Origin of the sequence: Arthrobacter sp. HMWF013 (assembly GCF_003061105.1) — a bacterium.
Taxonomy (GTDB): Bacteria; Actinomycetota; Actinomycetes; order Actinomycetales; family Micrococcaceae; genus Arthrobacter.
This window is the reverse complement of record NZ_QAIQ01000189.1, coordinates 1-19,368: the sequence shown is the minus strand read 5'-3', so window position 1 is coordinate 19,368 and position 19,368 is coordinate 1. Positions and strand designations below refer to the sequence as shown.

Annotated in this window: 23 protein-coding genes; 14 read left to right on the top strand and 9 right to left on the bottom strand. The window is 65.5% G+C overall.

Annotation, left to right across the window (positions count from 1 at the left end):
• Nucleotides 1-97: 97 nt before the first annotated feature.
• Complete coding sequence (locus DBR22_RS08375; protein ID WP_108598642.1) at nt 98-436, top strand: hypothetical protein; 339 nt, start codon at nt 98-100, stop codon at nt 434-436.
• A gap of 67 nt (nt 437-503) precedes the next feature.
• On the opposite strand, the gene DBR22_RS08370 is transcribed toward DBR22_RS08375, so the two are convergent.
• Nucleotides 504-890 (bottom strand): hypothetical protein, encoded by a 387-nt coding sequence (locus tag DBR22_RS08370; RefSeq protein WP_108598641.1) that lies wholly within the window; start codon nt 888-890, stop codon nt 504-506.
• A gap of 120 nt (nt 891-1,010) precedes the next feature.
• Here DBR22_RS08370 and DBR22_RS08365 point away from each other — a divergent pair, with 120 nt between their 5' ends.
• Nucleotides 1,011-1,640 (top strand): AAA family ATPase, encoded by a 630-nt coding sequence (locus tag DBR22_RS08365; protein WP_108598640.1) that lies wholly within the window; start codon nt 1,011-1,013, stop codon nt 1,638-1,640.
• Between the two features lie 12 nt (nt 1,641-1,652).
• Here the strand turns inward: DBR22_RS08365 and DBR22_RS08360 are convergent, their stop codons facing one another.
• On the bottom strand, nt 1,653-2,051 hold the full coding sequence (locus DBR22_RS08360; RefSeq protein WP_108598639.1) for a cupin domain-containing protein: 399 nt from the start codon (nt 2,049-2,051) through the stop codon (nt 1,653-1,655).
• Nucleotides 2,052-2,329: 278 nt separating this feature from the next.
• Here DBR22_RS08360 and bcp point away from each other — a divergent pair, with 278 nt between their 5' ends.
• The gene (gene bcp, locus DBR22_RS08355) at nt 2,330-2,809 is read left to right on the top strand and encodes a thioredoxin-dependent thiol peroxidase (protein ID WP_108598638.1); all 480 of its coding nucleotides are present in this window, start codon (nt 2,330-2,332) and stop codon (nt 2,807-2,809) included.
• A gap of 58 nt (nt 2,810-2,867) precedes the next feature.
• On the top strand, nt 2,868-3,440 hold the full coding sequence (locus DBR22_RS08350) for a GNAT family N-acetyltransferase (protein ID WP_108598637.1): 573 nt from the start codon (nt 2,868-2,870) through the stop codon (nt 3,438-3,440).
• Between the two features lie 210 nt (nt 3,441-3,650).
• On the opposite strand, the gene DBR22_RS08345 is transcribed toward DBR22_RS08350, so the two are convergent.
• On the bottom strand, nt 3,651-3,944 hold the full coding sequence (locus tag DBR22_RS08345) for a hypothetical protein (protein ID WP_146187431.1): 294 nt from the start codon (nt 3,942-3,944) through the stop codon (nt 3,651-3,653).
• Nucleotides 3,945-4,160: 216 nt separating this feature from the next.
• Between DBR22_RS08345 and DBR22_RS08340 the strand changes: the two genes are divergently transcribed.
• From DBR22_RS08340 to DBR22_RS08325, 4 genes are read left to right on the top strand one after another with little or no spacing between them, the layout of a single operon-like run.
• Nucleotides 4,161-5,276 (top strand): PP2C family protein-serine/threonine phosphatase, encoded by a 1,116-nt coding sequence (locus DBR22_RS08340; RefSeq protein WP_108598635.1) that lies wholly within the window; start codon nt 4,161-4,163, stop codon nt 5,274-5,276.
• On the top strand, nt 5,273-7,243 hold the full coding sequence (locus DBR22_RS08335; protein WP_108598634.1) for a glycosyltransferase family 2 protein: 1,971 nt from the start codon (nt 5,273-5,275) through the stop codon (nt 7,241-7,243). Before DBR22_RS08340 ends, DBR22_RS08335 begins: the two co-directional genes overlap by 4 nt.
• Nucleotides 7,233-7,565, top strand: coding sequence for an STAS domain-containing protein (locus tag DBR22_RS08330; protein WP_108598633.1), 333 nt, complete (start codon nt 7,233-7,235; stop codon nt 7,563-7,565). The genes DBR22_RS08335 and DBR22_RS08330 overlap by 11 nt, the downstream gene beginning before the upstream one ends.
• Entirely contained in the window at nt 7,558-7,983 is a 426-nt protein-coding gene (locus tag DBR22_RS08325) for an ATP-binding protein (protein WP_108598632.1), read from the top strand. The genes DBR22_RS08330 and DBR22_RS08325 overlap by 8 nt, the downstream gene beginning before the upstream one ends.
• Here DBR22_RS08325 and DBR22_RS08320 read toward each other — a convergent pair.
• The gene (locus tag DBR22_RS08320; protein WP_108598631.1) at nt 7,980-9,245 is read right to left on the bottom strand and encodes a GAF domain-containing sensor histidine kinase; all 1,266 of its coding nucleotides are present in this window, start codon (nt 9,243-9,245) and stop codon (nt 7,980-7,982) included. The genes DBR22_RS08325 and DBR22_RS08320 overlap by 4 nt on opposite strands.
• Nucleotides 9,246-9,423: 178 nt before the next feature.
• On the opposite strand from DBR22_RS08320, the gene DBR22_RS08315 reads away from it, so the two are divergent.
• Genes DBR22_RS08315 through purM form a run of 3 tightly spaced genes read left to right on the top strand, consistent with a single transcriptional unit; the run spans nt 9,424 to nt 12,644 of the window.
• Nucleotides 9,424-9,738: a hypothetical protein gene (locus DBR22_RS08315; protein WP_108598630.1), complete on the top strand. Its 315-nt coding sequence runs from the start codon at nt 9,424-9,426 to the stop codon at nt 9,736-9,738.
• Between the two features lie 60 nt (nt 9,739-9,798).
• Complete coding sequence (purF, locus tag DBR22_RS08310) at nt 9,799-11,487, top strand: amidophosphoribosyltransferase (protein WP_108598629.1); 1,689 nt, start codon at nt 9,799-9,801, stop codon at nt 11,485-11,487.
• Entirely contained in the window at nt 11,484-12,644 is a 1,161-nt protein-coding gene (purM, locus tag DBR22_RS08305; protein ID WP_108598628.1) for a phosphoribosylformylglycinamidine cyclo-ligase, read from the top strand. The genes purF and purM overlap by 4 nt, the downstream gene beginning before the upstream one ends.
• A gap of 50 nt (nt 12,645-12,694) precedes the next feature.
• Here the strand turns inward: purM and DBR22_RS08300 are convergent, their stop codons facing one another.
• Nucleotides 12,695-13,474: a VOC family protein gene (locus tag DBR22_RS08300; RefSeq protein ID WP_108598627.1), complete on the bottom strand. Its 780-nt coding sequence runs from the start codon at nt 13,472-13,474 to the stop codon at nt 12,695-12,697.
• Nucleotides 13,475-13,712: 238 nt separating this feature from the next.
• A complete protein-coding gene (locus DBR22_RS08295; RefSeq protein ID WP_108598626.1) occupies nt 13,713-13,946 on the bottom strand; it encodes a DUF3073 domain-containing protein in 234 nt (77 codons plus the stop codon).
• A 274-nt stretch (nt 13,947-14,220) separates the two neighbouring features.
• On the opposite strand from DBR22_RS08295, the gene DBR22_RS08290 reads away from it, so the two are divergent.
• Nucleotides 14,221-14,934, top strand: coding sequence for a septum formation family protein (locus DBR22_RS08290; RefSeq protein WP_108598625.1), 714 nt, complete (start codon nt 14,221-14,223; stop codon nt 14,932-14,934).
• 63 nt (nt 14,935-14,997) lie between these two features.
• Here the strand turns inward: DBR22_RS08290 and catC are convergent, their stop codons facing one another.
• A complete protein-coding gene (gene catC, locus DBR22_RS08285) occupies nt 14,998-15,276 on the bottom strand; it encodes a muconolactone Delta-isomerase (RefSeq protein WP_108598624.1) in 279 nt (92 codons plus the stop codon).
• Nucleotides 15,277-15,316: 40 nt separating this feature from the next.
• Nucleotides 15,317-16,702 (bottom strand): short-chain fatty acid transporter, encoded by a 1,386-nt coding sequence (locus DBR22_RS08280; RefSeq protein WP_219928094.1) that lies wholly within the window; start codon nt 16,700-16,702, stop codon nt 15,317-15,319.
• A 225-nt stretch (nt 16,703-16,927) separates the two neighbouring features.
• On the opposite strand from DBR22_RS08280, the gene DBR22_RS08275 reads away from it, so the two are divergent.
• Together DBR22_RS08275 and DBR22_RS08270 are read left to right on the top strand one after the other, a co-directional pair.
• Nucleotides 16,928-17,845, top strand: a complete 918-nt coding sequence (locus tag DBR22_RS08275) for a LysR family transcriptional regulator (protein ID WP_108598623.1) — start codon at nt 16,928-16,930, stop codon at nt 17,843-17,845.
• A gap of 227 nt (nt 17,846-18,072) precedes the next feature.
• Nucleotides 18,073-18,501: a hypothetical protein gene (locus DBR22_RS08270; protein ID WP_108598622.1), complete on the top strand. Its 429-nt coding sequence runs from the start codon at nt 18,073-18,075 to the stop codon at nt 18,499-18,501.
• On the opposite strand, the gene DBR22_RS08265 is transcribed toward DBR22_RS08270, so the two are convergent.
• Entirely contained in the window at nt 18,498-19,316 is an 819-nt protein-coding gene (locus tag DBR22_RS08265; RefSeq protein WP_108598621.1) for a hypothetical protein, read from the bottom strand. The genes DBR22_RS08270 and DBR22_RS08265 overlap by 4 nt on opposite strands.
• Between the last annotated feature and the right edge of the window lie 52 nt (nt 19,317-19,368).

The window sequence follows — 19,368 nt, the reverse complement described above, 5'->3', positions numbered from 1 at the left end:
GTTGGCGGGTCACACTACGCCCGCCAACTACCCCGACCCGGCGTCGGGCCGCGGTCTCTGCTTACAATCGAAGCCTCAACCGCCTACTGAGGGACCCATGAAGAAACTCGCCACCGTCCTGGTCGCTGCCGGCCTCGTGTTCTCCGCTTCGGCCTGCACGGCTCCGACCAAACTTTCCACCGCCGAGACCTGCGACCGGGTGAAAGCCGTCCTGTCGAACCCGGCGAACAACATCGGCAAGTCCGGGCTGACCCGCCTCGCCAACCAGATCCGGCCCATCGAGGTGGTGGCATCGGACGAACTCAAGCCCGCACTCGGATCCATCATCGAGTTCACCGACGAATCCGCCAAGGAAGCCCCGGACGAGGCCAAGCTCTCCGGCCTGGAGTCTGACTACCAGAACGCAGGCACAGCCTTCACGCAGTTCTGCAGCTAGGGCCCACGCCAGCTGTTTCAAACGGAACGCACGACGGCGGCCGGCCGGCCGCCGTCGTTATGCCTGCCTACTGCAGTGCGAGGATCAGGAACAGGCCCGTCAGGACTATAACGATGGGTGTCATCACCAGACGCTCGGGTTTGCTGCGCGAAATTCCGTTCAGCACGATGCCCAGCGCCAGATACGCCGTCAGCACCCAGCAGAAGACGTCCGTAAAACCCTGGTTCACCAACGGAGGAGCCAGGTCTGCCTTGGCCAGCGCCACGTAGGCGAACAGGACATACAGAACAATGGACGTGGCGCTGCCGATCCGCAGCCTGGTGGGGAGCACGTTGTGCTGGCCGCCCCAGGCAAATCTTCCCCACGGGGCCCCTGCGATCAGTGCTCCCTGGAAGACCGCGAGTGCGGCCAGGAGTACACTCGCTGCTACGGCCGCAAACTGCCCTAACTGCATCGAGGGCCCCCATTCTCTGTTTCGCTGCAGACTGTCTCCGCCGACTCTAATGTGACATCCGCCGCATGCCGGGACGATCAACCTGTCCCTACCGTTAAACCATTGGCGGAAGGAGGCCACGTGCTTATTGTCTTAACCGGAATCGACGGTTCGGGAAAATCCACGGCCGCCCGCGCCCTGGTGTCCGCAGTCCGCGCTGACGGCAGGAAGGCCTTGCTGCTGAGCAACCACGCGGGCCGCAGAACCATGTCCGTGCTGGGCGACCGCCTGGGCTTTCGCTGGCCGGACAGGCTTGCCGACGCCGTGGAAACCACGCTCCGCACCATCAACGTCCTGGCATCCCACGCCCGGGCCGGCCTCTTTGACGGGCTGGTAGTGATGGACCGGCACCTCTATTGCCAGCTGGCCCTGCGCGCAGCGAAAGGACTGCCGCGCGGCAGGTTGCTGCCGATGCTGCTGGCTGCCCTTCCCGCGCCGGACGCCGTCATCCACCTGGACGCAGATCCTGCCGTGGCGCACCAGCGGATCACCGCGCGCGGGACGGACAACGAAACCCTTGCGGAGCTGGCGTCCTTCCGGGACGCTTACCGGTCCCTGCCCGAATACGCGCAGTTCACCGTCATCGACGCCGGCGCTCACGAAGCCGAATTGCTGGCACGGCTGAAGAGCATCACGGACGGCGATACCCAGCCGAACGTCCCGGCAGGGCAAGGCGTCCAGGCAGGGCACATTCCAGGCAGCCCGTTATAGGGAGCCCGCAACTCACATCAGTGCGTGCATTCCCCGGCTTCTCGGGCGGCCGAAGGACGCCGCACCCAGGAATTCGACGGCGACGAACGGCTCCGAGCCGACCACCCACTCGTCATGCCCGGGAGGCAGCGCATAGGTGTCATGGGCTTGGATGGTTGACCTCACGCCGTCGGACGTTTGAATCTCCAGGCTGCCGGAGACGCAGTAGCCGAGGTGGTTGTGCTCACAGAACTCGGTCAGTTCGGTGGGTTTGACCAGCTCGGACCAGCGCCAGCCCGGCGCCAGGATCAGGCGGGCTACGGAGTAATCGTCAACGGTGACGAGATCGAACTCGGCCTTGTCCGGACACCGCTTCTTGTCCGGGATGTCCAAGGACTTAACGGCCAGGGCTCTGATGAAATTTGCGGTCATAAAGGACACACAGCCTCGGAATTTTTTGCGGCGGGCGCGAAAGGGCGGAACAAGGGTATGAGCGTGAATACCGGCATACGAAAACGTGGCGGAGACCGAAAATCGTGTACCTCTAACGGTATCCCTGCCGCGTCTGAAGTCAATGCACCGAATGTAAACTTTAGAATCCTCGACGCAGGCCCCGGCGGAATACTGCACGTGACGCCGAAGTTGTGCCTAGGGCGGGAAGCCGCTTCACTTGATTTGCCCTTAGCCGCCCAGCCTCCCGGAGGAAACGCATGAGCCCCCAACTGACCGTCAAACTTCAGCCAGGCACCGAGGCCCCGGATTTCAGTCTCCAGGATGCCTCCGGGAAGACCACCTCCCTTGCCCAGTACCGCGGCAAGAACGTGATCGTCTACTTCTACCCGGCGGCGGCCACCCCCGGCTGCACCACCGAGGCCTGCGATTTCCGTGACAGCCTCTCTTCCCTCCAGGGTTCCGGCTACGAAGTGGTTGGCATTTCCCCGGACGCCCCGGAAAAGCTGGCCAGCTTCACCGGTGACTTCGATCTGACCTTCCCGCTGCTCTCCGACGAGGACCACGATGTTGCCCTCGCCTACGGCGCCTGGGGTGAAAAGCTGGTCAACGGCGAGATCACCGAGGGCATCGTCCGCTCCACCGTGGTGGTTGATCCCGAGGGCAAAGTGGCGCTGGCCCAGTACCAGGTCAAAGCACAGGGCCATGTAGCCGCCCTCAAGGAAGCGCTGGGCCTCTAGCCCGTCCTGCTGACCCCTTCGGTTACCCCCTTTTTCGGTCCCCCTTCAGGGAGTGCACATGGGCATTAGAGTCCGGCCGGCAACAGTGTTTGAAGACGTGGCAGCGGTGGTGGGCCCCAAGCGGCCCGACGCCAACGTGTGCTGGTGCATGAGCTACCGCGTCCCGTCAAAGCTGAACCTGGAGCTGCACGGGACCGCGCGCGGCGACTTCGTCAGGGAGCTGGTGGGGCAGGATCCGCCGCCCGGGGTCCTCGCGTACGACGGCGACGACGTCGTGGGGTGGGCGGGCGTCCATCCGCGCTCCGACACGAGCTTTGCCCGCAACCGCAAAATCCCGCACGTCGATGACCAGGAGGTGTGGTCCGTCTGGTGCATCCGGGTGCGGCCCGGCCACCGGGGGAAGGGGATCTCCCATCAGTTGCTGGAGGGCGCCGTGGAGTTCGCGCGCAGCTACGGCGCGCCCGCCATTGAGGGGTACCCGGTGGACAACAAGGGCAGCAAAGTGGACCTCACCATGGCCTACGTGGGCACGCGCAGGCTCTTCGAACGGGCAGGGTTCGTCAAGGCCGCGGACACGGACTCGGTGCTCAATGGCTTCCCGCGGGTCCTGATGCGGCGCGACCTGCGCTGAAACGGGGCGTTGGTCAGGGCTTTTTCCGCCAGCGCCGGGGCCAGTCTTTGTCCATTAGCCACAGGACCACCAGCAGGGTGTCCATCACGATGAGCCCCGATAAGAGGTAGGCCCAGCCTGTAAACCAATGCACCGTAATCTCCTGACCTGGTATCCCCCAGCCACTCGATTGTGCCTAAGTGTGCCACGGAATGGGTCAGCAGGGAACGGCTACTTCAGGAGCGCCACCAGGCGGCCGTGCACTTCGGTTTCGCGGTTGAGGAGGCGGGTCAGTTTTTCGACCTTCTCGGACATCTCGACCCCGACTGCGAGCCTGTCGCCCGGCCAGCTTGAGGCCTCCCAGGATTCCCCCAGCGCCCTGGCCAGGGAACGGTTCAGCGAGCGGACCTTCCAGGAATGGCTCAGGTAGTGCAGGGTGCTCCGGGAAAAGTGGCCCTCCCGGATCAGCTTCAGCGAGCGTGCCACGATGCCGGGCAACGCCTCAGCGGATTCAGTTCTTTCCATCAGCCGTGCACCGTCCTCCGGCAAGTGTGGCAATACTTCCTGGGTCTTCCCTTCGAGTGTGGCCACGGTTGCTCAAGTTCCCCTCAAGCAGGCCCAAAAATTGGGGCAAGACCGGCCGCGGGAAGTGGCACCGGCCGTAGCAGGTGCAGGTGCTTAACCGGCACTGTGGTGCATGTGACAATGCTCGGCGGGCGTTAATACGGTAGAAGTAGAGCTATGCCTTCCATGCCCGAAACACGTCGAGCCGTTGTGATTGAAGACGATCCGGACATCCGCGGGCTTCTGGTGCGGGTTCTGGTCAAGCAGGGCTTCCTCGTGACCGAGGCCGCGGCGGGTCTGCCGGGCGTGGAACTCGTCCGCAGTGAGCGGCCTGATCTTGTCACCCTGGATCTGAACCTTCCGGACATTGACGGCCTTGAGGTCTGCAAGCGCCTGCGGGAATTCTCCGATGCCTTCATCGTGATGCTGACCGCCCGCGCGGATGAACTGGACAAGCTCACGGGCCTGGACAACGGCGCCGATGACTACATCAGCAAACCGTTCAGCCCCCGCGAGCTCCAGTCGCGGATCAATGCCCTCTTCCGCCGCCGCCGCCAGTCGCCCGCGGTGGACACCGCCGCGCGCAGTGAACTCGAACGCGCCACCGAGGTCCAGCAGAGCCTCCTGCCCAACGAGGACGTGCGGGTGGAAGGGTACGATCTCGCCGGCGCCTTCCGGCCTTCCCGCAGCGTGGGAGGAGACTTCTATGACTGGTACCGGACCCCGGACGGCCTGCACCTGACCTTTGCCGATGCCATGGGCAAGGGCATGGGGGCGGCCCTCATCGCCGCCACCGTCCGGGCCGTGATGCGCTCCATGGGCCACCGGCGGGACCTGGACGGCGCCTTCGCCTCCGCCAGCAAGGCCATCGCCACTGACCTGGACTCCTCCAACTCCTTTGTCACCCTGTTCCACGCCCGGCTGGACGCCGCCTCCGGCAACGTCAGCTACGTCGACGCCGGCCACGGACTGGCACTGCATGTCACGGCCGACGGCGGCGTGCACCGGCTGCCGTCCGGCGGTCCGCCGGTGGGAGCATGGGCGGGCACCACGTGGCCGCAGTCCACCCTGGACCTGGCTCCCGGCGACGCCCTGGTGGTGGTGAGCGACGGCGTCCTCGATGTCTTTGACTCCGTCGAGGCCTTCACGGCAGCGGTGCTCGCAGCGGTCCACGGGCAGGAGTCCGCGCAGGCCGCCAGCAACGCAATCCTCGCCCTTGCGCCGGCCGAATCCGCCGAGGATGACGTCACCGTTGTGGTGGTCCGCCGCCTGCCCGAAACTGCCGCGGCATGACCCGCTTCTGGACCCGCCTGGTAGTGGTCCTGACGGTCATCTTCGGCCTGAACTACGTGGCCTGGCGCTGGGCCGCCTCGCTGAACTGGGATGCCTGGTGGATCGCCGTCCCCCTGGTGGTAGCGGAAACCTACAGCCTGATCGACGTCATGCTCTTCGGCATGACGGTGTGGAAGCTGAAGATCCGCAAGGCAGCCCCCGCGCCTCCCCACGACGCCACCGTGGACGTCTTCATCACCACGTACAACGAAGACCTGGACATGGTGATGACCACCGCCCTGGCCGCCCAGAAGATCCGGCACCCGCACAGCACCTGGATCCTGGACGACGGCGCGCGCCCGGAGCTGAAGGCCCTCGCCGAAGAGCATGGTCTGGGCTACGTCACGCGCAGCGAGGACTGGACGGCCAACGTCCCGCGCCATGCCAAGGCCGGCAACCTGAACAACGCCCTGATGGTCACCCACGGCGAATTCCTGCTCATCCTGGACGCGGACCAGATCCCCGAACCGGACATCCTGGAAAAAACCCTCGGCTACTTCAACAACCGCCGCGTGGCCCTGGTCCAGACCCCGCAGTACTTCAGTAACGTTCCCGCGGACGATCCCCTCGGCAGCCAGGCACCGCTGTTCTATGGCCCCATCCAGCAGGGCAAGGATGGCTGGAACGCTGCCTTCTTCTGCGGTTCCAACGCCATCCTGCGCCGCGAAGCCCTGATGCAGCTGGGCCTGGTGGGCTACGTCAAGGAAACCGAAAAGAGCATCCGCCGCGCCCTCGCCGCCTCCCGCTCCGCCATCCGGCAGGCCCGCAAATCGGCTGATATGGATACGCCCCTGGTTGCTGACGTACTGGACCAGGTGGAGGCGGCCACCAGGGAAGCCCAGGAACAGCTGGCAGCCGGTGAACCGCTCAGCGAGATCACGTACCGGGTCCGCCGGCGGGTTGACCTGGCCGTCCAGACCCTGGTCCAGGCAGACGTTTCGGCACTTCAGGCGGACCTCGAAGAGATCGCCGCCATGGAGCTCGCCCACGTCGGCGAGGCCGGCGTCCCCGTCGTCGCCGATGACGCCGTGCAGCGCATGTCCGCCCGGGACTGGTCCCCGCTGGGAGCCCTGGAATCGGTGCAGGCCGTCCTTGACGCTCTTAACGTGGAGCGGAACGACGAAGCCCAGCCGGTGATGCCGCTGGCCACCATCTCGGTGACCGAGGACATGGCCACCGCCATGCGCATGCACGCCATGGGCTGGGAGAGCGTCTACCACCACGAGGTCCTCGCCTACGGCCTGGCGCCGGAGGATATTGCGACCATGCTTACCCAGCGCCTCCGGTGGGCGCAGGGAACCATCCAGGTCTTGCTGCGCGAAAACCCGTTGGTCCAGAAAGGCCTGAAAATCGGCCAGCGGCTCATGTACTTCGCCACCATGTGGACCTACCTCAGCGGCTATGCGGCGGTCATCTACTTCGCCGCGCCCATCATCTACCTGCTCCTGGGCATCCTTCCCGTGACCAGCCTCAGCTGGGACTTCTTCATCCGGTTCATCCCGTTCATGATCGCCAACCAGCTGCTGTTCGCCGTCGCTGGCCGCGGAATCCCCACCTGGCGCGGCCAGCAGTACAGCCTGGCGCTGTTCCCCACCTGGATCAAGGCGTGTTCGACGGCGGCCAAGAACGTCTGGTTCGGGCGTCCCCTCGGGTTCGCGGTCACCCCCAAGGCCCGCCAGAGCGGCGGCCCCAGCTGGAGCCTCATCCGCCCCCAGCTCGTGGTGGCGGGGCTGCTGGCGATTGCCGCCGTCGTCGGCATCATCCGGCTGGTTACCGGACTGGCCGAGCCGCTTGGCACGCTGGTGAACGTTGCCTGGGTTATTTTTGACCTGGTGGTCATGAGCATCCTGGTGCGCGCCGTTTTGTACAAGGGTTTCGAACCCGCTGTGGACGTTGAAGCTGGAGAGAGGGAACCCGATGGAGTTTAGCCATGAGGTCAAGGATTCATACGCGGAGGTCAGGGCAGACGGGCGGCTCAATATGGTGTCCGCACCCAAGCTGCGGGAGTACGTCACCGATGTGATCGCGGGCGGTTCCAGCCGGATCGTGGTGAACCTCGAGAAGACAGGCTTTATGGACTCCTCGGGACTCGGCGCCCTGATCGGCTGCCTCAAGGCGGCCCGGCAGGCAGGCGGGGACCTCCGTATTGCGTCCGTGCAGCCCCAAGTGAAGATGGTGCTGGAACTGACCAGCATGGACCGCGTCCTGACGTCCTATGCCTCCCCGGAAGAGGCGTTCAGCAATGACTGACGTGCTGGCCCAGCGGAGCTTCCGCGGCCTGGCGGACCTGGACGCCATCGAGTCCGTCCACGACGAACTGGACGGCCTCTGGGAGGATGCCCCGTTCGTCCAGGACGTGGACCAGATGACGTTCGCCACTGCGGTGATCGAATCGGCGTCCAACATCGTCCAGCATGCCCAGCCGGCCAAGGCGCTACGGCCCGTGGAGCTGGGGGTGGAGATCAGCGTGCAGCCCACGCTGCTGCAGGCACGGGTCAGTGCCTTCCACGCGAAGCCGCCGTTCGGACCCATGACACCCGGTACCCCCGGCGACGACTCAGAGTCCGGCCGCGGACTGGCCCTCATCCATGCCCTCGTCACCACCGTGACCTTTGAACGGCAGGACGGCACCAACACCTGGGTGCTCACCCGGACATCGCAGGACTAGGGGCGGGCCGGCGCTAAGGCGCCCTGCAGCTCCCAGCTGAACAGCACGCCGATGGTGGCGCCGCCGCCGGGCGTGTCACTGATTTCCAGGTCCCCGCCGTGGGCATGCGCGATCCTTTGGCACGTCGCCAGGCCCAGGCCGGTGCCGGGGCCGTCGCCCGAACGGTGCAGCCTGACCAGGGGCTCCACGGCCCGCTTCCTGTCCGCCTGCGGGATCCCGACGCCATTGTCCGCCACGCTGAGAGTCACCCCGCGCTCGCCTGGCGCCGCGCCGACGGTGACCCGCAGTTCACGCTCGGGGCTGCGGTAATTCAGCGAGTTGGCCAGGAGGTTCTGGAGCAGGGTCCGCAGCTGGGCCCGGTCTGCGAGCAGTTCCCCGTCATCACAGTAGATGCCGCTCACCGGGCCCAGGTCCAGCCCCAGATCCTGTGCCGCCTCCGCTGTCACGGCCAGCAGGGAAACCCGCTCGCGGCGCAGGGCGCCATCCACCTTGGAATACGCCAGCACATCCTCGAGGGTCTTCAGCATGCGGTGCCCGCCCCCGCCGATGAGCTGCAGGTATTCGGCGGCAGCATGGCCCGGCGGGATGGCGGCATCGTCCTCCGCGAGTTCCACATATCCGAGGATGGTGGTCAGCGGGATGCGCAGGTCATGGCTCACCCGGCCGGCAAACTCCGCGAGCATCTCATTGCTGCGTTCCAGTTCAGTCAGCGCGTCGCTGAGCTGCAGGGTGCGGTGCTGAAGCTCGAGCACCTCCACCACCTGGTGCGCCAGCACTTCCAGCATGCCGATCTGCTCGGCGGTGGGGCTGGCGGGATCGTCGCCGAAAACGCACAGCGAGCCCAGGACGAAACCCGAGGCAGTCTCCAGCGGAACGGAGGCGTAGAAACGGACTTCAGCAATCTCGCCGGAGACAAACGGGCTGTCGGCGAACCTCGGATCCTTGGACGCATCGGCTACAACCGTTGTGTGCCCGCTGAGGAAAACCTTGGCGCACATCGAGTCCTCGCGGGAGCAGATCCCCGCGTCCAGCCCGGACGCCGCGATCTGCACCTGCTGGTCTTCGGTGATGATGTTGACCACGCTGTAGGGAACACCACAGAGCCGGGCCGCCAGCCGGACCAGGTTCTCCAGCGCCCCGGCAGCGTCGGTTCCTGGCAGGATACCGGGACCTCCAGTGCGGGCAGGCGCCAGCCCGTAGTCCCTGATCGCGGCCGCGCGCTCCGATTCCGCGGCCCTCACCCCCTGCGTGACGGTCTCCATGCAGCCGTGTCCCCCCTGTGATGTGCAACGCCCAGTCCTTCGCCGATGATATCGGGCCGGCGGCGACGTTGCTGTAATCGTCTGCGTCCCTCCCGTTGCCCTATCACTTTTGGCTCTCATTCGGCCGTTTTGGGAGCCAAAAGTGATAGGGCAACGGCAGATGAGTAGGCTAGATGGCATGGCTTTTGAAGAAACCCCCGCTGAGCGCCGCGAGGTCACCGTGCGCCGGGCCCCGAAGTATGTGCCGTTCCTGATCCTCGGCGCCCTGGTGGGATTTCTGGTGGCGGCCGGTGTCGCCTACGGACTGCCCGGGGACGAGGAATTTGACCGCGGGGCGGTCTTCGGATTTTTCCTGGTCACGTTTGGCGCAGGCGGAGCCATCCTGGGCGCCGTAGCTGCCCTGCTGCTGGACTGGCGGAGCGTCAAGCGCCGGCAGCGCGCCGTGGTGGAGGCCGTCCCGGACTCCGAGCCCGACGACGACCCGCAGCCCTAGCTGCCAGTCACAAACCCCGCGGCGGAAAAGTCGTACCCCATCTCGTGAGATAATCGACCAGTGGCACGCGGCGATGGAAAACTTTCTCATGATCTTCTCCCTGGCGAAAAAGGCCCTCAGGACGCTTGTGGCGTTTTTGGGGTCTGGGCACCAGGTGAAGAAGTAGCAAAACTCACCTATTACGGGCTGTATGCACTACAGCACCGCGGTCAGGAGTCGGCTGGTATTGCCACCAGCGACGGCAAGCGGATCAACGTCTACAAGGACATGGGCCTCGTGTCCCAGGTCTTCGACGAGACCACGCTGAACACCCTGACCGGGCACCTGGCGGTGGGACACTGCCGCTACTCCACCACCGGAGCCAGCCACTGGGCCAACGCCCAGCCCACCCTCGGCGCCACCAGCACCGGCACGGTCGCCCTGGCGCACAACGGCAACCTGACGAACACGGCAGAGCTCAACGCCATGATCCAGGAACGCAACGGCGGCCAGCTCAGCGGCGAAATGAAGCAGGGCAACACCTCTGACACCGCCTTGGTCACGGCGCTGCTGGAAGGCGAAGAGGGCAAGACCCTCGAGGAAACAGCCATCGAACTGCTTCCGAAGATCAAGGGCGGCTTCTGCTTCGTCTTTATGGACGAAGGCACCCTCTACGCGGCACGCGACACCTACGGCATCCGCCCCCTGGTCCTGGGCCGGCTGGACCGTGGGTGGGTGGTTGCCTCCGAGCAGTCCGCCCTGGCCACCGTGGGCGCCAGCTTCATCCGGGAAATCGAACCCGGCGAATTCATCGCCATCGACGAGGACGGCGTGCGTTCCAAGCGCTTCGCGGAGCCGACGCCGGCGGGTTGCGTTTTCGAGTACGTGTACCTCGCCCGCCCGGACGCGGCCATCGCCGGCCGTTCCGTGTACGAGTCCCGCGTGGAGATGGGCCGCCAGCTGGCCCGCGAAAACACCCAGGAAGCGGACATCGTCATTCCTGTCCCGGAGTCCGGCACCCCCGCAGCTGTGGGCTACGCCGAGGAATCCGGCATCCCGTTCGCGCACGGCTTCGTCAAGAACTCCTACGTTGGCCGGACGTTCATCCAGCCGTCCCAGACGCTGCGCCAGCTGGGCATCCGGCTCAAGCTGAACGCGCTTGAGTCCGTGATCCGCGGCAAGCGCGTGGTGGTGGTTGATGACTCGATCGTCCGCGGCAACACCCAGCGGGCCATCGTCCGGATGCTCCGCGAAGCCGGCGCCGCCGCCGTGCACATCAAGATCTCGTCCCCTCCCGTCAAGTGGCCCTGCTTCTACGGCATCGACTTCGCCTCCCGTGCGGAGCTCATCGCCAACGGCGCCACCATTGAGGAAATCTCCCAGGCGATCGGCGCCGATTCCCTCGCGTACATCTCCGAAGACGGCATGATCGGCGCCACCCAGCAGCCGCGCGAACGCCTCTGCACCGCCTGCTTCACCGGCAAGTACCCCATCGCGCTCCCGGGCTCGGACAAACTGGGCAAAAACCTCCTGGAGCGCACCGACCTCGGCGGCCTGGCGCCGTCGCCCTCCGCCCTCCCGGGCACCACCGCCGCACTGGCCGTGGCCACCATCGGCATCGATGAGGACCCTGCAGACGACGAAGGCTCCGACGGCTGCGATCCCGGACCGGACGCCGAGTTTGAGGACCTGCTGACCGAAGAAGACCGCGTGCCCGAGATTCACCATGCAGCCACCTCCACCGGCGCCGACAAGAAAGAGTCCGTATGACTTCCGCTACTCCCGCCGCCGGCAACAGCTCACAGAACGCCGCCGGCATCACGTATGCCTCCGCCGGCGTTGACGTTGAAGCGGGCGACCGCGCCGTCGAGCTGATGAAGGGTGCCGTGAAGGCCACCCACAACTCCTCCGTGATCGGCGGCGTGGGCGGCTTCGCCGGCCTCTACGACGTCTCCAGGCTCCTGACCTACAAGCGCCCCCTGCTGGCCACCTCCACGGATGGCGTGGGCACCAAGGTGGCCATCGCCCAGGCGATGGACATCCATGACACCATCGGCTTTGACCTGGTGGGCATGGTGGTGGACGACATCGTGGTGGTGGGTGCCGAGCCGCTCTACATGACCGACTACATCGCCTGCGGCAAGGTTGTCCCGGAGCGCATTGCAGACATCGTCCGCGGCATCGCCGCAGCCTGCTCCGTGGCCGGCACCGCCCTGGTGGGCGGCGAAACAGCCGAGCACCCGGGCCTGCTGGGCGAGCACGAATACGACGTCGCAGGCGCCGCTACCGGCGTTGTTGAAGCCTCCGACCTGCTCGGCCCGGACCGTGTCCGCGCCGGCGACGTCGTGATCGGCATGGCCTCCTCCGGCCTGCACTCCAACGGCTACTCGCTGGTCCGCCGCGTCATCAACCACGCCGGCTGGGCACTGGACCGCCAGGTCTCCGAACTCGGCCGCACCCTGGGCGAGGAACTGCTGGAACCCACCCGCGTCTACGCCGCCGACTGCCTGGACCTGGCCCGCGCCTTCCCGGTGAACAGCACCAACGCCGTCCACGGCTTCAGCCACGTCACCGGCGGCGGTCTCGCGGCCAACCTGGCCCGCGTGCTGCCGCAGGGCCTCGTGGCTACCGTGGACCGCGCCACCTGGGAACTGCCGGCCATCTTCAAGCTCGTTTCCGAACTGGGCAACGTGCCGCTGGCCGATCTGGAGCGCACCCTGAACCTGGGCGTGGGCATGGTGGCCATCGTGTCCGCCGAAGCTGCCGACGCCGCCGTCGCCCGCCTGAACGACCGCGGCCTGCCGTCCTGGATCATGGGCACCGTCACCACGGATTCGGATTCGATCCTTAAGACCGGCCCGGACTACGTGCAGGGCGCCAAGGGCGTGGACGGCGGCGCCGTCCGCCTGGTCAACGCCTACGCCTAAGCCAGTCTCCGGATGGCCCCCAGCCGCTGGCTGTTGGGGGCCATCCGTGTTTAAACCTCCAGCAGGCTGAAAACGCCGCCCTGCGGGTCTTTTAGGGTCGCAGTGGCACCGGGAGTCTCCGGATCATCGTCCCCCGGTTCAATCAGCACCTGGGCGCCCGCCGCCACAGCTTTCCGCACGGTGCCGGCAACATCGGACACGCCGAAGTAGATCTGCCAGCGGGCAGGAGCGTCTGCAGCGACGATGCCGGCCACCTCCGCGCCGTTCACCATCAGCGTGGTGTAGGTGCCGCCGTCGTCCTGTGGGTACTCGGTCACCTCGTGGCCGAACAGCTGCTGGAAGAATCCGACGGCGGCCTGCGGCTCGGGCGTGAGCAGTTCGGTCCAGGAGAGGGCACCTGGCTCGTTGTACCGCCCTGTGCCGGTGTGCGTGCCTGGCTGCCACACGCCGGTGGTCCCGCCGCCCGGAGGGTCCACGAACACCATCACGCCGGTGTCCCCCACAACCTCCGGACCGAACTGGACCTGCCCGCCGGCGTGCGGCGTTTCCGCGGCCACCGCACCGGCGTCCTCCGCGGCGAAGTAGATGTTCCATTGGGCATCGGTGCCCAACGATTCCTGGTCCGGGTTCTGCGGCGCCACCACGGCCACCAGGTCCTCGGCGATGAAGGCCTGGGCATAGCTGCGGCCATCCGGGGTGGGCATGTCCTTGAAGGTCCAACCAAAGACAGCCGTGTAGAAAGCCTTGGCTGCGTCAACGTCCCGGGTCTGGACGTCAGCCCAGCACGGTTCGCCGTGGGAGTAGCTGCGTGAAGTGGTGTTTCCGGGCATGTGGTAGTCCTTTCGCGGCGCACAAAGCATCAACACCTTCAGTCAACACCAAAAAGCCCGCCGCCTGCACCGGGTTCCGGTACAGGCGACGGGCCTGGTAACTGAGGCCAGCACTGCGGATCCGCCGGGATCCGGTGTGCTGGAAAAGAAGCGCTGTACTGACGGACAAGCTGTGTGGTCCGGAGGTACTGCGGCGTCACGGGGCCGGTTGCCTTACGGCGACACGGGCCTGCGACAACTAGCCGATCCGACGGGTATCTACCTCGTCGTCGTCTTCTTCCAAATCGTCCGCGTACTTATCCACATAAGCTGAATAGTCCGGTTCAACCGGCTCATTCGCGAAATGGCTCGTGGCACGACCTTCTGGGCCTTTGAGCTCACGCTGAAGGGCCGAATAGTCAGTGTTCGGGGAATAGTACTTAATATCCCGAGCCTGCTTGGTAGCTTTTGCCTTTTGACGGCCGCGCCCCATGGCGTGACCCCCTTTTGTACTCGGACCGGAGGTGGTCACCTTGGCTATCGGTGAGGCCCCGGAATGTTTGGTCAATTTGTCGTACACCTAGATTACATGCTTTCGGCGCCCACTGCTCCCCGGCGCGGGCGTTCAAACGGCATGTCGGGTACCCTTTCCGCGGCGCACCGCGGGGTTCCCGGCTTTTTTGTTGGATAGAGTCTCTTCAACGGCTGCCAATCCGGGTGCGCGGAGCGGCGGCAAGGCGAGTTGAAAACCCTAGGAGGGTATCCCGATGAACCAGCAGGACGCCGACGCCAGGCCGGCCGCTGAGGGCCCGCAGGGCGCCCCCGGCGGACCGCGGCCGGCCCCGCCCAGACCAGCCGCCCCGCCCACTGCAGGGCTGCCCGGGGTGGCCGCCCGGCAGTCCGGTGAGCAGTCCGCCCCGGCGCCGCACCCGGAGGGCCCTGCCCGGAAGCCACGGCGGACCGGGTCCATCCTCCTGAAAGCATTTTTCGTGCTGGTTCTGGTGGGCGTCATCGGCGGACTGGTGTGGCTGGCCATGTGGCTGGGCAAGGACTCCGGGAAGACAGCCGACGACGGCGGCTCGGGCGTGGTGGAAATCTCACCCACTCCCCCGCCCACCCCGCTTGCGCTGCCCCGGGAAGGGGTTGCACCGGCCGACTTCCGCCTTGGTGACTGCTTCAAGGATTTTGACCCCGAGTCCCTGCGGTCCACAGTCGTGGCCTGCGATACCGCCCATTCAGCCCAGCTTGTGGCCGTGTTCCGTTATCCAACCAGCGGCTCATACCCGGGCCGGGAAGCCCTTGCCGCCAAGGCGCTGGAAGCCTGCCAGGCGGCGAGGCTGGCGCCGGCAGCCAACGAATACGTCCTGAACTTCCAGCGCGCCTACCCCAGCAGCACAAGCTGGGAATCGGGCGACCGCCGCGTGGACTGCTATGTCACGGCCGACGGCGGGAACGTCATCAACGCCAGCGCGCTGCCCTGAGGACAGCGCGGCGGCGTCAGTCAGCTGGGTGAGCCCCATACCGGCTGGCCAGTTGTTGGCCGGTCAGTTGACGTCGGACGGGTGCTTCGCCAGAGGTGTGACCGAGATGTCCATGAACGGGAAAAGGGGCAGGCCCGAGAGCATGGTGTGGAGTTCGTCGTTGCTTTCAGCGTCAAAAACTGAGTAGTTGGAGTACTCGCCCACAACGCGCCAGATGTGGCGCCACTTTCCCTGCTTCTGAAGATCCTGGGAGTAGGCCTTTTCCACTGCTTTGAGGGCCGCCGCCTCCTCAGAGGGCATGTCAACGGGAAGTTTGACGTCCATGCGTACAAGGAACAGCATCTTTTCTCTTTTCTTGTTGGAGGGTTGAGCCGGGCGGGTCTTAGCCCAGGAAACCCCAGAGCAGGATGGCGGCAATGTAGATGATGCCAACCCAGAACATCATGATCACGGTGTAGCCCATAATGTCCTTCAGCTTCAGCTTCGACAGCGCAAGGGCGGGCAGGATCCAGAAGGGCTGGACCAGATCGTTCCAGGCGTTGCCCAGCATGACGGACATGGAGGTCTGGGCGGTGGAAGCACCAATGGCGTTGGCCGCATCGATCATGAAGGGACCCTGGATCATCCAGTGCCCGCCGCCGGAGGGAGCGAAGAAGTTGATCAGGAACGAGCTGATCAGTCCCCAGAACGGCAGGGTCTCCGGGGTGGAGATGCTGGTGAAGACACCTGAGATCGTGACCACTAGCCCGGACGCAGCCATGATCGCCATGATTCCCGCGTAGAAGGGGAACTGCAGGATGATGCCGGAAATCGTCTTGATTCCTTCGTTGAGTTGGCGCAGGTAGGCGTTGGGAGTGCCCAGCAGGAGGATGCCCAGGAACAGAATGAAGAAGTTGATCAGATTCAGGTCAACCCCGCCGCCCCGGATGAAGTGAACACCCACGTAGCCCATTCCCAGAATGCCGATTGCCCAGGCCAGGATCCGGCTGTTGTTCAGCTTCGAAGCAAAGGTGTCAGCGTCAGTCTCCAGCGTGACTTTGAGGGGTTCGGTGGAATGCAGGGCCCGGTCGATCTCCGTTACCGGCTGACCGGGCTTGGGGTGGAGCATGGCGTTGAGCAGGGGCAGGGTCACCAGGACCACGGCCGCAGTGATCATCATGGGTAGCGAGAAAATGGTCTCGGCCAGCGGGATCAGCCCCATCTGCTTCTCCATGGGGTGTCCCGGCGTCGAGATCACCATGGGAATGGTGGCGGACAGGCCCAGGCCGTACATGGTGAAGCCGCTGTAGGCCGCGGCGATGATCAGCGGGTAGTGGACGCCCTTGACATGCATGGCCAGCTTCTTGGCGACGATGCCGCCGATCACCAGTCCGAATCCCCAGTTAAGGTAGGAGCCCACAGCACCCACCAACGTTGCCACGATGACGGCCGTCCGCGGTGTTTCCACCCGGCTGACGATCGCGTTGAGCAGCCGCTCCACCACGGGGGCGTTCGCCAGGACATAGCCCATGGCCAGGATGACTGCCATCTGGGTGGTGAACGCAAGCAGCGACCAGAAGCCCTTGCCCCACGATTCCGTCACGTCTGCGATGCTCTGGCCTTCGATCACCACGGCAAGGATCACCGTCAGGATGGTCAGGATGATGGCGAAGACAAAGGGGTCCGGCAGGTAGCGCCGCATCAGCTCTGTGAAGAAGCCGGTCACCTTCTGCATGCCGGCGGCTCGCTTGAGCGCAGGCGTTTCCGCCCTGTCCAAAGTTTTACTCATGATTTCCTCTTTGAATCGAAAAGTTGGCGCGCGTCAGGTTCACGGGATACCTGGAAGCTGGCCGCTGGGGAGGCGAAGGAATCGCGCGGCGGACCGGAGCCCATGCTCCGCATCACAGCCGGGGGTTACCTGGCGCACACTCAAGATCGCAGAACCGGACGATAAGTGTCCAATAAACTTTCCTTAAGGATCCGATAACGGAACCCTTATGAATGGCTGGCCCCCATGGATTTGAAACACCTTCGAGCCTTCGCAGTTCTCGCAGAAGAACTGCACTTCGGCCGCGCCGCCGAGCGGCTGGCGGTGGCACAACCACAGCTCAGCGTGTGGATCCGGCGGCTGGAACAGGATCTCGGCGTCGTACTTTTTGACCGGAGCTCCCGGGTGGTCCGCCTGACCGATGCAGGGCAGGCCGTTTACGGGCCCATCCTGAAAACGCTGGAGAGTGCCAGCCTCATTGAACGAGCGGCCATGCTCGGCTCCTCGGCGGTAGTGGGGCAGGTGGTGGTGGGCTACGCCGGCGCAAGCAGCAGGGACGTGGTCCCACCCCTGGCCAAGGCTGTCCGGATGGCCGAGCCCGGTATTGAGCTAAAGCTGAGGTCGCTGGTCTACGGCGGACTGGCCCCCGGCGAGGTGGCGGCAGGCGCCATCGACATCGGGTTTTCACGGCTACCGGTCCGGGACAAGGATGTCCGGACGCGTATTTTTGCCTATGAGCGCATCCTTGTGGCCTTGCCCGAAGACCATAAGCTGGCATCGGCGGACGTTGTGCCGCTCGCCGATCTTGGCTCTGAACCCTTCGTCGCGTTCCCGGCAACCATCGGTTCCAACCTCCGGAACGCCACTACCCGACTTGCACTGGAGGCGGGATTCTCGCCACGGGTGATGCAGGAGGCGCCGGATTCCTACGCCGTGCTGAGCCTCGTGGCAGCCGGGGTGGGCGTCACGTTGACGCTGTCGTCGGTGACGCACGTGAACCCGCCGGGCTTGGTTTACCGCGAACTTGCGGGTCCGCCGACGTACCTGGCCGTGGTGGTGGTCTGGCGTGACCGTGGAGTCAGCCGCGCCACGCAGGCAGTGCTGGACATCTTCGAGCAGGTCAGGCCGACGCCGGCTGACCCGCCCGGCCGTGTACTCGACTGACGGAACCCCACGAATGAGGGTGACAGCACGCTAAGCCGCTGACTGAGTGCCCCGCGCTTTCAGGGTCGGAACTGGGGTTGGCGCTTCCGATCGAGGCTGCAAGAATGGCGCTGGCTCTTATCCAGGTGCAGACGCCATGAGGACTGCCGGAAGAACGCTGGTTGGCCCTCTGGAGGAATCCCTCAAACAGTGCTTTCGTTGACGTATAGCCCTATCAGGGGAGTCACATGGAACGCTGGCCCGATTCGAAGAATGCCCGCCCGGCCATTGCTGCCTGGCTAGCGGCAGCTGCTTCCGTGGCACTCTTAGTGCTTCCCGTGTACACCGAAGTTGAACTATCGGCCGGTGAACCCGGTCAGGCGAGGCATTCGACACTGCTTGAATCAGTCGGTCCGTCCCTCTTCCTCCCCTTACTGATCCCCATTGTGGTGACCGCGTCACCCCTCCTGCTCCACGGAAGCGCCCGGACGACCGTTTCTGTTATGGCCACCGTTGGCCTAGCCGTCTTCGTTGTTATCGGCTCTGCCAGCATCGGCTGGTTCTACCTACCGGCACTTGCCGCCGCAGTGGCCGCAGTTGTTGCCTCGACGGGCGCCGGCCTTGCGGCGTCCGGCGACCAACGCGTTTCAGGGGCGGCAAGTCCCCCAACCACCTAGGCTGCGACCGGCAGCACCAGCAGGTAGCCGGCCGGCAGTTCGCTGCTCCAGCGCCGCGGCTCCCGGACCACGAACTGGGTCGCCAACTGCTCCGGGGTGAGCAGGCTGTTGGGCGCTGGGGACGGACCCCACTGTCCGCTGCCGTGCGGATAGAGCGGATCCTGGACGCGGACGCCGGTGACCGAGAACTCTGTGAACTGCCCGGGATCGCCGACCGATTCGAATCCGCTCATCACCCATGCATGGCGGCCGCTCCACATGACCAGCCCCACCGGCCGGCCCGTGGCGGCAATTGCCCGCGCCGCGGTTTGGAGCGCGTCCTCGTAGTCGGGGACGCTGACGACGGAGTAGGGCCCCAACCCGACCTCTGTCAGCACCTGCGCCCAGCCGAGTGGGTTGGCACCATTGAACGAATTGGAAGACCGTGCCCGGGCCATATCCCACAGGTCACTCTGCTGGGCGCGGTCGGCCCAGGTACCTCCGCCGGTGTCGTCGATGAGGTTATGGGCCATCTGAATGCTCGCCGCAACACACCAGTCGAAGGTGTACTGCGGCACGAAGTCCCCCTCCTGGTAGAGGTTGAGGGCGAATGCCTGCGGCACCGGCGGCGGTGTGGGGGCCGGTGTGGCAGTGGGAACCTGTGCCGGAACGGGCTTCTGCTGCGGGACGGCGTCGACGGCGGCTGGCTGGGCCGAAGAGGTCGGGGACGGTGGAACGGTGGTGGTCTCGTCGAGGCCTGCCGCAGGTGAGCAGCCCGCGAGGAGGATCGCCAGGGCGGCGAGCCAGGCTGGAAGACGGGGCGGGGCACCGGTCATGATCGCAGTCTAGCGCGACGCGGCGGGTGGCGGGGCCTGGCATCACCCCTGG

Coding starts and splice junctions, on each gene's coding strand:
- DBR22_RS08325 (WP_108598632.1), top strand. CDS start 7,558: ATGACTGACGTGCTGGCCCAGCGGAGCTTCCGCGGCCTGGCGGACCTG.
- DBR22_RS08280 (WP_219928094.1), bottom strand. CDS start 16,702: ATGAGTAAAACTTTGGACAGGGCGGAAACGCCTGCGCTCAAGCGAGCC.
- DBR22_RS08315 (WP_108598630.1), top strand. CDS start 9,424: ATGGCTTTTGAAGAAACCCCCGCTGAGCGCCGCGAGGTCACCGTGCGC.
- DBR22_RS08330 (WP_108598633.1), top strand. CDS start 7,233: ATGGAGTTTAGCCATGAGGTCAAGGATTCATACGCGGAGGTCAGGGCA.
- DBR22_RS08370 (WP_108598641.1), bottom strand. CDS start 890: ATGCAGTTAGGGCAGTTTGCGGCCGTAGCAGCGAGTGTACTCCTGGCC.
- DBR22_RS08350 (WP_108598637.1), top strand. CDS start 2,868: ATGGGCATTAGAGTCCGGCCGGCAACAGTGTTTGAAGACGTGGCAGCG.
- DBR22_RS08295 (WP_108598626.1), bottom strand. CDS start 13,946: ATGGGGCGCGGCCGTCAAAAGGCAAAAGCTACCAAGCAGGCTCGGGAT.
- DBR22_RS08290 (WP_108598625.1), top strand. CDS start 14,221: ATGAACCAGCAGGACGCCGACGCCAGGCCGGCCGCTGAGGGCCCGCAG.
- DBR22_RS08300 (WP_108598627.1), bottom strand. CDS start 13,474: ATGCCCGGAAACACCACTTCACGCAGCTACTCCCACGGCGAACCGTGC.
- DBR22_RS08360 (WP_108598639.1), bottom strand. CDS start 2,051: ATGACCGCAAATTTCATCAGAGCCCTGGCCGTTAAGTCCTTGGACATC.
- DBR22_RS08275 (WP_108598623.1), top strand. CDS start 16,928: ATGGATTTGAAACACCTTCGAGCCTTCGCAGTTCTCGCAGAAGAACTG.
- purM (WP_108598628.1), top strand. CDS start 11,484: ATGACTTCCGCTACTCCCGCCGCCGGCAACAGCTCACAGAACGCCGCC.
- DBR22_RS08270 (WP_108598622.1), top strand. CDS start 18,073: ATGGAACGCTGGCCCGATTCGAAGAATGCCCGCCCGGCCATTGCTGCC.
- DBR22_RS08345 (WP_146187431.1), bottom strand. CDS start 3,944: ATGGAAAGAACTGAATCCGCTGAGGCGTTGCCCGGCATCGTGGCACGC.
- DBR22_RS08320 (WP_108598631.1), bottom strand. CDS start 9,245: ATGGAGACCGTCACGCAGGGGGTGAGGGCCGCGGAATCGGAGCGCGCG.
- DBR22_RS08335 (WP_108598634.1), top strand. CDS start 5,273: ATGACCCGCTTCTGGACCCGCCTGGTAGTGGTCCTGACGGTCATCTTC.
- DBR22_RS08375 (WP_108598642.1), top strand. CDS start 98: ATGAAGAAACTCGCCACCGTCCTGGTCGCTGCCGGCCTCGTGTTCTCC.
- catC (WP_108598624.1), bottom strand. CDS start 15,276: ATGCTGTTCCTTGTACGCATGGACGTCAAACTTCCCGTTGACATGCCC.
- DBR22_RS08340 (WP_108598635.1), top strand. CDS start 4,161: ATGCCTTCCATGCCCGAAACACGTCGAGCCGTTGTGATTGAAGACGAT.
- bcp (WP_108598638.1), top strand. CDS start 2,330: ATGAGCCCCCAACTGACCGTCAAACTTCAGCCAGGCACCGAGGCCCCG.
- DBR22_RS08265 (WP_108598621.1), bottom strand. CDS start 19,316: ATGACCGGTGCCCCGCCCCGTCTTCCAGCCTGGCTCGCCGCCCTGGCG.